The organism is Streptomyces sp. NPDC055632, from assembly GCF_053618675.1.
The window spans coordinates 173,796-188,014 of sequence record NZ_JBSHHY010000007.1 but is presented as its reverse complement, the minus strand read 5'-3'; the positions used below and the strand labels follow the sequence as shown (position 1 = coordinate 188,014).

Here is a 14,219-nt window from a genome sequence, read left to right as displayed (position 1 = left end):
ACCTTTCACAGGGGCGACGCCGGAGCGGGCGCCGCTTACGATGAGGCGTATGGGTGATGTGCTGGCCGGAATTCATGCCGCCTGGGAGTTCGAGAGCGACGCCCTCGTCATCCGCTTCGAACGGGGGATCCGCACGCCGAAGCTGTACCAGGTGCTGCGCGAACGCCGCGTACCGTACGAAGCGCTGGCGTCCGTGACGCTCACGCCCGGGAAACGGAACACCGTCGTGCTGCACGCCGTGCCGAGACCGGGCGCCGATCCGCTGATGGAGGCGGCCGCGGGGCAGCTCAAGGAGAGCTGCGATCCGTACCGGCTCGTGCTGCCGGCGGACCGCGAGACGCTCGCCGAGTACTACCGGGACGAGCTGCGGGCGCTGCTGCCGCCGGAGCCGGGGGCCGCGGGGGCCGCCGGACACGGCGGGAGCGCCCCGTACGACGGACTCGACGCGCTCGACGGACCCGACCGCGGCGGGGCGTTCGACGTGCCCGGGGACCCGTACGGGGCGGACGGGGGCGTGACGCCCGCCGAGCGGTTCCTCGTGGCGCCGCCGTCGGGACCGCTGTCCTTCAAGGCGTACGACGGGAAGGCGTCCTTCGACGGCAGTGCGGAGGTCGCGTTCCGCTGGTTCTGGACGGGGGCGTCCTCGGAGAAGTGGAAGGCCGGTGACCAGACCTTCTCGGTACGGGACCTCTGCGGGGTCGAGTGGCGCTCGCCCGACGTCTTCGACGGGCACCTGCGGCTGCTGAGCCGGGACGGCGGGCCCCGGCCCAGCCAGCCCGACCACGACCCGGCGTCCGTCGTCTTCGGCCTCGGCTACGGGCTGGTCCACGAGTCCCTCCCCTTCGCGGCGGCGGTCCTCGCGGCGATCCGGGCCTCGGACCGCGCCCCCGTGCCGGTCGGGTCCCGGACACCCGGGGCGGTGGCAGAAAGGATTCGGCACCTGGGCGAGCTGCACCGGGCGGGGCTCGTGACGGACGAGGAGTTCTCCACGAAGAAGGCGGAGTTGCTCGCGGAACTCTGAGTTCCGAACTCTGAGGAGTCCTGAGCTCCGGGCTCCGGGGAGCCCCCGGGTCGTACCCCGGTATCAGGAGCACCCGGCCGCACCCCGGTCCCCGGTATGACGCCGGGGGCCGGGGCCGCTGCCTACGCTGGGCGGGCCATGACCAGCGCACCGCGGCCCGAGCCGCCCACCCCGCCCCGGCCCGAGCCGTCCCCTGCTCCCCCGCCCGGGGCCCCCGATCGCCGGCCCGGCCCCTACGGGGCGGGTGCCCGGCGGGCGGTCGCCGGGGTGCGCGAGGCGTTCCAGGGGTTCGGGGCCGCGCTCACCACCCCGACCACCCCCGGGGCGCCCCTGCTCGCCGACGCCGCCTCCCGCTGGGTGCGGCTGCTCCCGTACGTCGTCGCGCTCGCCCTCGTCGCCTCGCTGCTCCCCACCACCGTCCACCTCCTCGCCGGGGACTACGGCGTCGCAGGCGCCCTCGCCGGCGCGATCGGCACCGCGCAGACCGCGCCGCTGCTGCTCGCCGTCACCCGCCCCCTCCAGGCCTGGTGGGTCGTCTTCGCCGCCGACGTGCTCGGCGCGCTCGTGCTGCTCGCCGCCGACGGCCCGCGCGCCCACCTGTGGCCCTGGACGCCGCCGCTCGTCGTCGGCTACTGCGCGCTGACGGTCGCGCTCGGCCTGCGCGAGTCCCGCCGGGCGCTGTTCGGGGTCTGGCTGGCGACGGGCGCCGCCGGATACGTCCTGGAGGCGTTCCGGCCCGCCGGTTACACCAGCGTCCACACCCTGCTGCTCGTCCTGAGCGGGGTGCTGCTCCTGCTCACCTCGGCGGTGCGCGCGCGGGGCGACGCCCAGCGGCGGCTCGTGGAGCAGGAGACCATCAGCGAGGCCGAGCGGTCCCGCCGCACGCTCCTGGAGGAGCGGGCCAGGATCGCGCGCGAACTGCACGACGTCGTGGCCCACCACATGTCCGTGATCACCGTGCAGGCCGACTCGGCGCCGTACCGCATCCCGGAGCTTTCCGACGCGGCCCGCGAGGAGTTCGGCTCCATCGCGGCGAGCGCGCGCGAGTCGCTGGCCGAGATGCGCCGGCTGCTCTCGGTCCTGCGCAGCGACGGCGGCGAGGGCGGCGGCGAACTGGCCCCGCAGCCGGGGCTCGACCGGCTCCAGCAGCTGGTGGAGGCGACCGTACGGGCCGGGGTGCCGGCCGAGCTGCGGCTCGCCGCCGACCTCGGGGACGTCCCGCAGGCGGTGGACCTGTCCGCGTACCGGATCGTGCAGGAGGCCCTCGCGAACGTCGTCCGGCACGCGCCCGGCGCCGCGACCCGGGTCTCGGTCCGGGCGGACGGGGGGTGGCTGACGGTCCTCGTCGTCAACGGGCCCTCCCTGGAGGTCGGTTCGTCCGTCGAGCGGGACGCGTCCGGCACCGGGCACGGGCTCGTCGGGATGCGGGAGCGCGTACGGTTGACCGGCGGCTCGCTGGACACCGGGCCGCTGCCCGACGGCGGCTTCCGGGTCGCGGCCCGGCTTCCCCTGCGCACGGAGGACCCCGAGTGACCATCCGCGTGATCATCGTCGACGACCAGGCCATGGTGCGGGCCGGGTTCGCCGCGCTGCTCGCCGCACAGCCCGACATCGACGTCGTCGGCGAGGCCCCGGACGGGCGGCGGGGCGTGGAGGCGGCGCGGTCGGCGCACCCGGACGTGGTCCTCATGGACGTGCGGATGCCGGAGCTGGACGGGCTCGCGGCGGCCCGCGAGATCCTGTCCCCGCCGGCCGGGGTCACGCACCGGCCGAAGGTGCTGATGCTGACCACCTTCGACGTGGACGACTACGTGTACGAGGCGCTGCGCGCGGGCGCGTCCGGCTTCCTCCTCAAGGACGCGCCGCCGGCCGACCTGATCGCGGCGGTGCGGGTGGTGGCGGCGGGCGAGGCGCTGCTCGCCCCGTCCGTGACCCGCCGCCTGATCGCCGACTTCGCCGCCTCCCGCCCGGCCCCGCGCCGGGACACCACGGCGCTGCGCCTGAACGGCCTCACCCCGCGCGAGACGGAGGTCCTGGAGCTGATCGCCCGGGGCCTGTCCAACCAGGAGATCGCGAGCAGCCTGGTCCTCGCCGAGCAGACGGTGAAGACCCACATCGGCCGGGTCCTGGCCAAGCTGGACCTGCGCGACCGGGCCCAGGCGGTGGTCTTCGCGTACGAGTCGGGGCTCGTGACGCCGGGCACGGCCTGACGCGGCGGCGCGGCCTGACGCGGCGGTACGGCCGGGCGCGGCGGTACGGCCGGGCGCGGCGGTACGGCCGGGCGCGGCCTGACCCGGCGGTACGCCCCCCGGGGGAAAACCCCACCCCCTCCCGGGGGCCCGCCGCTCCTCCACCCCCTACCCCGGTATCAAAGGGCAGTTGGCCCCCCGGTGTGACGTGCCGCCACCCACCCCCTTCCTACCTTCCTCCCGTCGCCGGACGACCGGCGGACGAACGAGGAACCGGAGAGGGAGGGCGGGCCCATGCGCCGCGTTTCGAGGACCCTGATCACCGTGGCCCTGGCGGCCGTCGCCGTCGCCGGGACGGCCGGATGGGCGTCCGGGGGCGCCCAGGAGGCCGTGACCGGGGCACCGGTCGGGATCGGGGCGTGGGTGGGGGCGGGGCTGCCGGACCCGGAGGGGATGGGGCCGGCCGGGACCGCGCGGTTCTTCGCGGGACTCGATCCCGTACGGAGGAAGGAGCTGGTGCGGGACCACCCGACCGTCGTCGGGAACCTCGACGGGGCCCCTCCGGAGCTGCGGTACGAGGCCAACGCCCTCGCCACGAAGGGGGCGTTCGGCGACGCCCGGGTGCTCGCCTTCGATCCGCGCGGCCGGGGCCAGGTGGCCCTGGTGTACGGGGACCTGGCGCGGGCCGCGCACGTGGCGGTGGTCGTGCCCGGTTCCGACGTCGACGCCGGGCACGTCCGGCCGCTCGCGGACATGGCGTCCGCGCTGCACCGGGCGACCGGCGGCCGGACGGCGGTCGTCGCCTGGGCCGGGTACACCACGCCCGTCGGCGTCGGCCTGGACGCGGCCACCGGGCGGCTCGCCGAGGCCGGGGCCGAGCGGCTCGCCCGGTTCGCGGACGGCCTGGCGGCCGTCGGGGCGGCCGAGCCCTCGGTGTTCTGCCACAGCTACGGCTCGGTGGTCTGCGGACTCGCCGCCCAGGAGCTGAAGGCGAAGGACCTGGTGGTCTTCGGCTCTCCGGGGATGCGCGCCGAGAACGTCGCCGACCTCGGCACCTCCGCGCGGGTCTGGGCGGCGAAGGACCCCACTGACTGGATCGACCGCGTCCCGAACGTCTCGTTCGCGGGCCTCGGGCACGGGACCGACCCCACCGAACCGTCCTTCGGCGCGCGCCGGATCCCGGCCGGGGACGCCACCGGCCACGGCGGCTACTTCGCGGCCGGGACCTCCTCCCTGCGCGCGTTCGCCGCGATCGCCGAGGGGGACGTCCGATGAGTTCCCTCGCCGTCACGGTCCGGCGGATCGAGGCCGCCACCCCCGCCCACCGCGACCGGGCGGTCGACGGGCTGCGGGCCCTCGCCCTGCTCGCCGTGCCCACCGGCCACTGGCTGCTCGGCGGCTTCACGCGCTCCGCCGACGGCGCGCTCCACAACGCCAGCCCGCTCGGCGCCTTCGCCGGGCTCGCGCCGGTGAGCTGGGTCCTCCAGATGCTGGGGATCTTCTTCCTGGTCGGCGGGTACGCGTCCGTCCTCTCGTACCGGCGCCGGAAGGGCTCCACGGGCGACTGGCTGAGGGCCCGGCTCGCCCGGCTCGGGCGGCCGGTGCTCGGGGTCACCGCCGTGTGGGCGGTACTCCTGCCGCTGCTCCGCTTCGGACTCGGGGTGCCCGTGGACACCCTGCGGACGGCGTCCACCCTCGTGGTCCAGCCGCTCTGGTTCGTCGGGGTCTACACGGTGGTCACCGCGCTCACCCCGTACTGCGTGCGGGCCGCCCGGCGCCTCGGGGCGTGGGCGGCGGCCCCGCTGCTCGGCTCGGTCGCCGTCGTCGACCTGCTGCGGTACGGGCCGTACGCCGACGCCGTGCCGTCCTGGCTGAGCCTGCTGAACATCCTGCCCGGCTGGCTCTTCGCCTATCAGCTCGGCGTCTCGTGGGGCGAGGGCCGGGTGACCCGGCGCCACGCGTGGGCCCTGCTCCTCGGCGGGGCCGCCCTCTTCGCCGCGCTGCTGCTCGCCTTCGGCTATCCGGCGTCGATGGTCGGCGTCCCCGGCGAGGCCCGCACCAACTCGCACCCGCCGTCGCTGCTCGTCCTCGCCCTCGCCGCCGCGCAGAGCGGGGCCGCGGTCCTGCTCCGCGACCGGCTGGGCGCGCTCCTGCGGCGGCCCGCGCTCTGGGCGCCGGTCGTGGTCGTGAACCTCTCGGCGATGACGGTCCTGTGCTGGCACCAGACGGCGATGCTGGCCGCCGCGGTCCCCGCCGCGTACGCCGGGGAGGTCCCGGGCCTGGTCGGCGCGCCCGACTCGGCGGGCTGGATCCTGGCCCGGCTCGCCTGGCTGCCGGTCTTCGCCGGGCTCCTCGTCCTGATCGGGCGGTACGCGCGGGGGTTCGAGTCCCCGTGGACGGGGGCCGGGCCCGCCCGCCGCGCCCTGGCGGGACTGCTCGCGGCGGGCTTCGGGATCTTCGCCCTGGGTCTGGGATGAGCGCGCCCGGGGTGTGCTCAGACCTCCCGGCCCACCGACGTGAAGCTCATGTCCGGGTAGCGGTCGCCCGCCACCAGGCCGGCGATCGGCTCCAGCTCCGCCAGTTCGGCGTCGGTGAGGGTGATGCGGGTGGCGGCCGCGTTCTCCAGGAGGCGGGAGCGCTTGCGGGTGCCGGGGATCGGGACGACCGTGAGGCCGTGCACGGAGGCCCGCTGGTGGACCCAGGCGAGGGCGATCTGCGCCGGGGTCGCCCCGTGGGCGGCGGCGATCTTGCGGACCGGGTCGAGGAGGGCGGCGTTCCGCTCCGCGTTCTCGCCGGTGAAGCGGGGCTGCTGGGCCCGGAAGTCATCGCCCTTGAGGTCCTTGGCGGCGTCCGCGAACGCCCCGGTCAGGAAGCCCCGGCCGAGCGGCGAGTACGGCACGACGGTCACGCCGAGGTCGGCGGCGGCGCCGACGGCGCTGCGCTCCACGTCCCGGGAGAAGAGCGACCACTCCGACTGGAGGGCGGCGATCGGGTGCACGGCGTGGGCCTCGCGCAGCTCGGGCCCGGTGACCTCGCTCAGGCCCAGGTGGCGGACCTTGCCCTCCCGGACGAGTTCGGCCATCGCGCCGACGGACTCGGCGAACGGGATCCCCGGGTCGCGGCGGTGCATGTAGTAGAGGTCGATGGTCTCGACGCCGAGGCGGCGCAGGCTGTTCTCGACGGCGCTCCTGATGTACTCCGGGTCGTTGCGGACGGCCCGGTAGGAGGGGTCGTCGGCGCGCCGCTCGATGGCGAACTTGGTGGCGAGGACGACCTCGTCGCGGTGGGCGGCGAGGAAGGGGGCGAGGAACTCCTCGTTGGCGCCGCTGCCGTAGATGTCGGCGGTGTCGATCAGGGTGACGCCGGCCTCCAGGGCCGCGTCGAGGGTGTCGCGGGCGGCGGCCTCGTCGGTGGCGCCGTAGAACTCGCTGATGCCCATGGCGCCGAAGCCCTGGACCCCGACCTCCGGTCCGTCCTGGCCCCCGAGGCGCACGGTGTCGATCCTGTTCACGCTGGTCATGAGGGTGTTCCTCCGCATACGGTCCCGTAGTGGGCGATCTTGACGTCGAGCACGGCGAGCGTGTCCTGGAGCTCGGTGACCCGGGCGAGGACGTCCCGCCGGGTGGCCTCCAGGAGCTCGCGCCGCTCCTCGCGGGTGTGGTCCCCCGCGCGCACCAGCTCGGCGTACCGGACCATGTCGGCGACCGGCATCCCGGTCAGCCGCAGCTTGCCGACGAAGGCCAGCCAGTCCAGGTCGCGCGGGGTGAAGCGGCGCTGTCCCGTGTGCGAGCGGTCGACGTGCGGCATGAGGCCGATCCGCTCGTACCAGCGCAGGGTGTGCGCCGAGAGGCCGGTCAGGGCGGCGACCTCGCTGATGGTGTGGTGCGGCGTCCGGCCGCCGCCGGTGGTGGTCGTAACGCCCGTGGTCGTACCGCTCATGGCCGTACCGCTCGTGCTCGCGATCGCGCTCATGTCTCCACGCTAGGGGGTTGGAGTGCACTCGAAGCAAGCCCGTTCCGAGGGGGGCGTTAGGCTCGGTCGCATGGAGAGCCCCGTGGAGAACAGCGTGGAGAACGGTCTGCCGAGCCTGGCGTCGATCGAGGACTGGCCCGTCCCCACCGCGGCCGCCGCCGTGGTCCGCGCGGACGGCACCCCGGCCGGGGCCCACGGCCCCACCGGGCGGCGCTTCCCGCTCGCCTCGGTGACCAAGCCGCTGGCGGCGTACGCGGTGCTCGTCGCGTACGAGGAGGGGGCGATCGACCTGGACGAGCCGGCCGGGCCCGAGGGCTCGACCGTCCGCCACCTCCTCGCCCACACCTCGGGCCTCGCCTTCGACGAGAACCGGGTCCAGGCCGCGCCGGGCACCCGCCGGATCTACTCCAACACCGGCTTCGAGGCCCTCGGCGACCACGTCGCCAAGGCCACCGACATCCCCTTCGCCGACTACCTGCACCAGGCGGTCCTGGAGCCGCTCGGCATGGCGTCGACGGCCCTGGAGGGCTCGCCGGCCAAGGACGGCGTGTCGACCGTGGACGACCTGGTGCGGTTCGCCGCCGAGGTGCAGGCGCCCCGGCTGCTCGACGCCCGGACCGTCCTGGACGCGATGACCGTGACGCACCCCGGTCTGACCGGCATCCTGCCCGGCTACGGGCACCAGCGGCCGAACGACTGGGGGCTCGGCTTCGAGATCCGCGACGGGAAGTCCCCGCACTGGACGGGTGCCGGCTCCTCGCCGCGCACCTTCGGGCACTTCGGGCAGTCCGGCACCTTCCTGTGGATCGACCCGGACGCGCGGGCCGCGTGCGTGGCGCTCACCGACCGGCCCTTCGGGCCGTGGGCGGTCGAGGCCTGGCCGGCGTTCACGGACGCGGTCCTGGCGGACCTGCGGGCGTCGTAACAGGCCCGCCGGAGCCGTTTGTCGCGGCCGAGGCGGGCAAAACGGAGTCCATGAGAGGCATCGACTCCGTCATAAGAACTGTGGCCCACGTCCTCGCGGGCATCCTGGTCGTCTGGATCCTCATGGACCTGCTCGACGCCAACCGGGGCAACACCGTCGTCGGCTGGTTCCACTCCGCCGCCGACTGGCTCGCCGGCTGGTCGATCGGGCTCTTCGACGTCTCCGCGCACACCCTCCAGGTGCTGCTCGACTACGGCATCCCCGCGGTCGTCTACGTGGTGATCGCGAACGTCGTCGCGGGCCGGGCGTTCGCCCGCGCCTGAATCCCGCCCGGCGGACCACGGCCGGACGCGCCCCGGGGCCTGTCCGGTGGATCGTGGCCGGACAGGGCCTAACCCTCGCAGCGGGCGGCGGGCAGGGAGCCGTCGGGGCCGGTGATCGTCACCTCGGTCCGGCCCGTCTGGTCCGCCGCGAAGGCGGTCGTGCACACGAGCTGGCGGACGGCCGCCTCCGGGAGCCCCTTCACGGGGAAGGAGACCCGGAGCCGGCGCGCCGGGGCGGACGGTCCGCCCGGCTCCGCCTCCACGCGCGGGGTCCACTTGCCGCTCTTCGGCAGGGCGGTGGTGACGCCCGCCGCCGTCTCCTCGGCCCTCGGCCCGGCCATCAGGGCGGCGAGGGTCTTGTCCGTGCCGATCCGCTCGCGGCGCAGGGCCTCGGCGGAGATCTCGTACTCCGGTCCGAAGCCGTCGTACGGGACCGTGTCGCCGGCCGGGGAGGTGGTGGCCGGCCAGGGGCGCCCCGTGTCGCGGACCATCGGCATCAGCCGGCCGTCGGGGCCGACGAAGTAGAGCGTCATCCGCTCCTCGGGGACCGGCTGGACGACGACGGTCGCGGCCCCGCCCGCCTCGACGACGTCGGTCTCCTGTATGCCGCAGCCGGCCAGGGCGAGCAGGGCGGTCGCCGCCACGACGGCCCGGCGCCTCACAGCGGCGTCCGTACGGTGAACACGGCCCCGCCCTCCGGCCCGTTGGCCGCCGTGACGGTGCCGCCGTGGAGCCGCACGTTCTCCAGGGTGATCGCGAGGCCGAGGCCGCTGCCCGCCGAACGGGTCCTGGCCCGGTCCGCCTTGTAGAAGCGGTCGAAGACGTGCGGCAGGACCTCCGGGTCGATGCCCGGCCCCCGGTCGGACACCTCCGTCACCAGCACGTCCCCCTCCGCGTACAGCCGGACCGTGACGGGCGCCGCGCCGTGCCGCAGCGCGTTGCCGACGAGGTTGGCGACGACGACGTCGAAGCGGCGCGGGTCGAGCCGGGCCCTGATCCCCTCCGTGAGGTGCGGGACGACCTGCGCCGGGTCGTCCCAGTGGCGGTGCTGGAGGGTCTTGCGGACGCAGTCGGCGGCGTCGACCTCGTCCGTGTGCAGCTCGGCGGCGCGCGCGTCGAAGCGGGAGATCTCCATCAGGTCCTCGACGAGCACGGCGAGCTTCCCGGTCTCGGTGCTGATCAGGCGGACCGCGCGGGCGGTGTCGCTGTCGAGGCTCCCGGCGTCCTCGTCCAGGACCTCGGTGACGGCGAGCATCCCGGCGAGCGGGGTGCGCAGTTCGTGCGAGACGTCGGAGGCGAAGCGGCGGGCGCGGGCCTCGGCCTCGCGGAGTTCGGTGACGGAGCGTTCCAGCCGGGCGGCCGACTCGTTGAACGTGCGGGCCAGGTCGGAGAGTTCGTCGCCGCCCTTGATGTGGATGCGGGTGTCGAGGCGGCCCTGCCCCATGCTGTGGGCGGCGTGCCGCAGCTCCCGCACGGGCCGCAGGACGCCGCGGGCGGCGAGGAGGGCGGGGATCAGGGCGACGGCGAGGGCGGGCAGGGCGCCGTCGCGGGCGGCGGTGACCATGGCCTCGACGTTGGCCTCCTCCTCGTTCAGCTCCATGACGGCGTAGAGGACGAGGCCGGTGGGCCGGGCGGTTCCCTCGGGGTGGGCCAGGAAGACGGCGGGGACGGCGATGGTCAGGTAGGGGGTGCCGTTCTTCACGACCCGCTGGAATCCGGCGTGCGGGGAGGCGTCCCTGGCTTGGGCGCGGGCCCGCAGTTCGGGGGTGATGACGGAGGAGGCGGGCCGGTCGGTGGAGGAGACGCGGACGGTGCCGTACTCGGCGTAGACGCGCCAGGGTCGGGGCTTGCCCTGGCGGGCGATCCGGAGGACCGCGTCCCGCAGGGAGTCGGCGTCGACGGGCAGGCTGACGTACAGCTCGTCGACCTGCTCGCGGAAGGCGGAGACGGCGGTGTTCTGGGTCTGCTCCAGGACGGCGTTGCGGGCGGCCCGGTAGGTGAGGGCGGCGGTGGTGCCGCAGCCGACGGCGGCGACGAGCAGGAAGGCGAGGACGAGCCGGGTCCGCAGCCCGAAGGGATGCGGACGCAGGCGCGGGGCGCGGGCCCGGCGGCGGGACCCGGGATCGGGCGCCCCGGAACCCCCGCCCTTTCCCCCGCGGACCTTCACAGCGGTCCGAAGCGGTAGCCGAAGCCGCGCAGGGTCTGGATGTAGCGGGGTTCGCCGGGGACGTCCTCGATCTTGTTCCGGAGCCGGCGGACGCAGGCGTCGACCAGCCGGGCGTCCCCGTGGTAGCTGTGCTCCCAGACGTGTTCGAGGAGCTGCTGCCGGCTGAAGACCTGCTCGGGGGCGGCGGAGAGGTGGAGCAGCAGCTTCATCTCGGAGGGGGCGAGGGCGATCCGCTCGCCCGCCTTGGCGACGGTGAGCCCGGCCCGGTCGACGGCCAGCTCCCCGTGGACCTCGATGGCGGACCGCCCGGAGCCGGGCTCCTCGATCCGCCGGAGCACGGCCCGTATCCGCGCCTCGATGACCTCGGTGCGGGCGGGCTTGACGATGTAGTCGTCGGCTCCGGCCTCCAGGCCGACGACGACGTCGAAGTCGTCGCCCCGGGCGGTCAGCATGATGATCGGGAGCTGGCTGCCCTCCCGGACCCGGCGGCAGACCTGGACGCCGTTCATGCCGGGCAGCATCAGGTCGAGCAGGAGCAGGTCCGGCCGGAACTCCCCGAGCGCGGCGAGCCCCGCCTCCCCGGTGGGCGCGGTCCGCACCTCGTGCCCGCGCCGCCGCAGCCCGAGCTCGACCCCCTCGCGGACGGAGGGGTCGTCTTCTATCAGGAGCACGCGGGGCATGTCGTGAAGTATCCCAAAGTCGTCGGGGCGGGTGTCACGCGCGGGATGCGGGGAGGCGGAGCCGGCCCAGCAGCTTGTCGAGCAGGTCCCGCACCTCGGTGAGGCGCAGGGGCCGGGCCAGGACGGCGAAGACGGCGAGGATCGTGAGCGCCCCGGCGATCCCGGCGGGCACGGCCCCGGCCGGGCCGACCAGGTCGGTGACGAGGAGCCCGTACCCGGCGGCGGGCACGGCGGCGACGAGCAGCCGCGCGAGCCCGGCGACGGAGCCCCCGGAGCCCCCGGGCTCCCGGGTCCCCCCGCCCCCGAGCCGCCGCCGCAGCACGTACGCCGTCACGCCCCAGCCCGCCCACAGCGCCAGCGAGTACGCCCCCGCCATCCCGGCGACGGCCCAGCGGGCGGGCAGCAGAAGGTACGCGGAGAAGGAGAGGCCCGCGTTCAGCCCGGCGATCACCAGGTTGAGCAGGAAGGGGGTGCGGGTGTCGCGCAGGGCGTAGAAGGCGCGGGTGCACACGTACTGGCCGGAGAGGGCCACGAGGCCGGGCGCGAGGGCCATCAGGATCCAGGACATCGCGCGGATGTCGCCGTCGTCCGTCGCCCCGTACCGGAAGACCACCGTCATCAGGGGCACGGCGAGCGCGAGGAGCGCGCAGGCGGCGGGGACGACGGCGGCGGAGCTGGTCCGCAGCGCGTACGAGACGTCCCGCCGGACCCCGGCGAGGTCGCCGTCGGCCGCCGCCCCGCTCATCCGGGGCAGCAGCGCGGTCACCAGGGAGACGGTGACGATGCCGTGCGGGACGGCCCACAGCAGATAGGCGTTGTTGTATCCGGCGAGGCCCGAACCGCCGCCGGCCGCCGAGCCGCCCGCCGAGGTGGCGATCCAGGTGGTCACCCAGTACGCGCCCTGGTTGGTGAGGACGAGCAGCACCAGCCAGCCGGCCGACCGCAGCGGGGCCGCGAGGCCGCTGCCGCGCCAGTCGAAGCGGGGCCGCCAGCGGAACCCGGCGGCGCGCAGCGAGGGGACGAGGGCCAGGGCCTGGAGCGCGATCCCGGCGGTGGTGCCCCACCCGAGGAGCGCGGTCTCCCCCGCGCTGAGCGCGCCCCCGTCGCTCACGACCAGGAAGAGGCCGAAGACCGCCACCACGACCACGTTGTTGAGGACGGGCGTCCACATCATGGCGCCGAACCGTCCCCGGGCGTTGAGGACCTGTCCGAGGAGCGTGAAGAGCCCGAGGAAGAAGATCTGCGGGAGGCAGGCGCGGGCGAAGGCGATGGTCGTCTCGCGCTGCGCGCCCGTGTAGTCGGTGTACGTGTCGACGATGAGCGGCGCGGCGAGCACGGCGACGGCGGTGAGCGCCACGAGGGCGAGCGCGCACAGCGTGAGCAGCCGGTCGGTGTAGGCGACGCCGCCGTCCTCGTGCTCCTTGGCGGCCTTGACGAGCTCGGGGACGAAGACGGCGTTGAGGGCGCCGCCCAGGAGCAGGGTGTAGATGATCGTGGGGACGGAGTTCCCGACCGCGTAGCCGTCGGCGACGACGGCCGCGCCGAGCGCGGCGGCGACGACGGCGGCGCGGACGAAGCCGGTGGCGCGGGAGACCAGCGACCCGGCGGCCATGAGGGCGCCGCTGCGGAGGGCGGAGGGGGCCTTCTTCGCGACCGGCGCGGTGAGCGTGGCCGTCATCGGCGCGCCAGATACGCCTGGAAGGCTCGGTAGAGCGCCTGGTTGGTCGTGCCCCGCATCGGTGTCTCCCACTCCCCCAGCGTCTCGACGACCCGGCCGCCCGTGCCGAGCTTCCAGCGGAGGAGGCCGTGGGCGCGGTCGTCCGGGTCGAGGGTGGAGGGTACCCCGCGCAGGTCGTAGACGGCGGCGCCGAGGGCGTGGGCGTCGAGCAGCATGCGCCACTGGAGGGCGTTGGAGGGGCGGACCTCGCGCCGGTGGTCGGCGGAGGCACCGGTCTGGTACCAGACGCGTCCGCCCACGGTGACCATGGTGTGCGCGGCGAGGACCTCGCCCCCGTGGCGGGCCAGGTAGAGCTTCATCCGCCCCGGCTCCTCGGCGTTGAGGACGGCGTACTGGCGCTCGTAGTACGCGAGCGAACGCCCGAGCCGGAAGCCGTCCCGCTCCTCCGTGATGCGCAGCAGCCGGTAGAACTCGGGCAGGTCGGCGGCGGAGCCGACCGTGACCTCGACGCCGGCCTTGCGGGCCTTGCGCACGTTCCTGCGCCACTCCTGGTTGAGCCCGGACCACAGGTCGTCGGCGCTGCGGCCGGTCAGCGGGACCTGGAAGACGTGCCGGGGCTGGGCGTCGGCGCCGTCCTCGGAGTCGCCGCCGCAGCGCCGCCAGCCCCGGGCCCGGAGGCGTTCGGCGACGGCGGTGCCGAGCGGGTCGACCTCGTCGGCGAGGACGTCGGAGATCCTGCGGCCGGTTCCGGCGGCGGCCTTGACGGTGGAGGCGTTCCAGCGGCGGTGGGCGGGGCCGGGTCCGATGCGCACGGCGAAGGCCCCGGAGGCCCTCAAGTGCCCGAGGAGCGGCCCGAGCCATCCGTCCAGGTCGGGGTCGGCCCAGTCGGCGACGGGGCCTTCGGGAAGGTAGGCGAAGTACTTGCGGGTCCCGGGGAAGGGCCGCAGGAGCACCAGCGCGGCACCGGTCAGCGCGCCCCCTTCGGGCCCCCATCCCACCAGTTGGTGGCACCATCCCTCCTTCACCCGCGCCCACGCGGGCACTTGGAGGAAGCTGGGCCCGTCCGCGCCGGTCCGGGTGGCGAGGAACGCCCGGTACGCCTCGGGCGTCACGGGGCCGAGCCGGAGCGGAGCGGTCCGTTCGACGGGCGCGGCCGTCACGAGCGACGCTGACACAACGGGGCCTCCTGGTTCCGCCCCTCGGTGGTGGGGCGCACAGCAGGCTCACAGCCGAATGCGACGGAGCCGCACGGCGTGTGTGACCG

At 75.3% G+C, this 14,219-nt stretch carries 14 protein-coding genes; 7 read left to right on the top strand and 7 right to left on the bottom strand.

Going from position 1 to position 14,219, the window contains the following annotated elements:
* Positions 1-40: 40 nt before the first annotated feature.
* From ACWGSR_RS12955 to ACWGSR_RS12935, 5 genes are all read left to right on the top strand, one after another.
* Positions 41-1,021, top strand: a complete 981-nt coding sequence (locus ACWGSR_RS12955) for a DUF4429 domain-containing protein (RefSeq protein WP_453566049.1) — start codon at positions 41-43, stop codon at positions 1,019-1,021.
* 138 nt (positions 1,022-1,159) lie between these two features.
* Positions 1,160-2,554: a sensor histidine kinase gene (locus ACWGSR_RS12950; protein WP_453566046.1), complete on the top strand. Its 1,395-nt coding sequence runs from the start codon at positions 1,160-1,162 to the stop codon at positions 2,552-2,554.
* Positions 2,551-3,231 carry a response regulator gene (locus ACWGSR_RS12945; protein ID WP_376328685.1) on the top strand — a complete coding sequence of 227 codons (681 nt, stop codon included), beginning with the start codon at positions 2,551-2,553 and terminating at the stop codon, positions 3,229-3,231. Before ACWGSR_RS12950 ends, ACWGSR_RS12945 begins: the two co-directional genes overlap by 4 nt.
* 273 nt (positions 3,232-3,504) lie before the next feature.
* Positions 3,505-4,485, top strand: a complete 981-nt coding sequence (locus ACWGSR_RS12940) for an alpha/beta hydrolase (protein WP_453566044.1) — start codon at positions 3,505-3,507, stop codon at positions 4,483-4,485.
* Positions 4,482-5,687 carry an acyltransferase family protein gene (locus ACWGSR_RS12935; protein WP_453566041.1) on the top strand — a complete coding sequence of 402 codons (1,206 nt, stop codon included), beginning with the start codon at positions 4,482-4,484 and terminating at the stop codon, positions 5,685-5,687. Before ACWGSR_RS12940 ends, ACWGSR_RS12935 begins: the two co-directional genes overlap by 4 nt.
* Positions 5,688-5,704: 17 nt before the next feature.
* On the opposite strand, the gene ACWGSR_RS12930 is transcribed toward ACWGSR_RS12935, so the two are convergent.
* Together ACWGSR_RS12930 and ACWGSR_RS12925 are read right to left on the bottom strand one after the other, a co-directional pair.
* Positions 5,705-6,730 (bottom strand): aldo/keto reductase, encoded by a 1,026-nt coding sequence (locus tag ACWGSR_RS12930; RefSeq protein ID WP_376232719.1) that lies wholly within the window; start codon positions 6,728-6,730, stop codon positions 5,705-5,707.
* Positions 6,727-7,182 carry a MerR family transcriptional regulator gene (locus ACWGSR_RS12925; protein ID WP_376232717.1) on the bottom strand — a complete coding sequence of 152 codons (456 nt, stop codon included), beginning with the start codon at positions 7,180-7,182 and terminating at the stop codon, positions 6,727-6,729. Before ACWGSR_RS12925 ends, ACWGSR_RS12930 begins: the two co-directional genes overlap by 4 nt.
* A 70-nt stretch (positions 7,183-7,252) precedes the next feature.
* Between ACWGSR_RS12925 and ACWGSR_RS12920 the strand changes: the two genes are divergently transcribed.
* Together ACWGSR_RS12920 and ACWGSR_RS12915 are read left to right on the top strand one after the other, a co-directional pair.
* The gene (locus tag ACWGSR_RS12920; protein ID WP_453566038.1) at positions 7,253-8,107 is read left to right on the top strand and encodes a serine hydrolase domain-containing protein; all 855 of its coding nucleotides are present in this window, start codon (positions 7,253-7,255) and stop codon (positions 8,105-8,107) included.
* A gap of 80 nt (positions 8,108-8,187) precedes the next feature.
* A complete protein-coding gene (locus ACWGSR_RS12915) occupies positions 8,188-8,430 on the top strand; it encodes a hypothetical protein (RefSeq protein ID WP_376232715.1) in 243 nt (80 codons plus the stop codon).
* Between the two features lie 68 nt (positions 8,431-8,498).
* On the opposite strand, the gene ACWGSR_RS12910 is transcribed toward ACWGSR_RS12915, so the two are convergent.
* Genes ACWGSR_RS12910 through ACWGSR_RS12890 form a run of 5 tightly spaced genes read right to left on the bottom strand, consistent with a single transcriptional unit; the run spans position 8,499 to position 14,130 of the window.
* Positions 8,499-9,092, bottom strand: a complete 594-nt coding sequence (locus ACWGSR_RS12910; protein WP_376232714.1) for a hypothetical protein — start codon at positions 9,090-9,092, stop codon at positions 8,499-8,501.
* A complete protein-coding gene (locus ACWGSR_RS12905; protein WP_453566035.1) occupies positions 9,089-10,597 on the bottom strand; it encodes an ATP-binding protein in 1,509 nt (502 codons plus the stop codon). Before ACWGSR_RS12905 ends, ACWGSR_RS12910 begins: the two co-directional genes overlap by 4 nt.
* Positions 10,594-11,277 carry a response regulator gene (locus tag ACWGSR_RS12900; RefSeq protein ID WP_453566032.1) on the bottom strand — a complete coding sequence of 228 codons (684 nt, stop codon included), beginning with the start codon at positions 11,275-11,277 and terminating at the stop codon, positions 10,594-10,596. The genes ACWGSR_RS12905 and ACWGSR_RS12900 overlap by 4 nt, the downstream gene beginning before the upstream one ends.
* Positions 11,278-11,311: 34 nt before the next feature.
* Positions 11,312-12,955 carry a murein biosynthesis integral membrane protein MurJ gene (gene murJ, locus ACWGSR_RS12895; protein ID WP_453566030.1) on the bottom strand — a complete coding sequence of 548 codons (1,644 nt, stop codon included), beginning with the start codon at positions 12,953-12,955 and terminating at the stop codon, positions 11,312-11,314.
* On the bottom strand, positions 12,952-14,130 hold the full coding sequence (locus ACWGSR_RS12890; protein ID WP_453566027.1) for a lipid II:glycine glycyltransferase FemX: 1,179 nt from the start codon (positions 14,128-14,130) through the stop codon (positions 12,952-12,954). The genes murJ and ACWGSR_RS12890 overlap by 4 nt, the downstream gene beginning before the upstream one ends.
* Positions 14,131-14,219 lie beyond the last annotated feature (89 nt).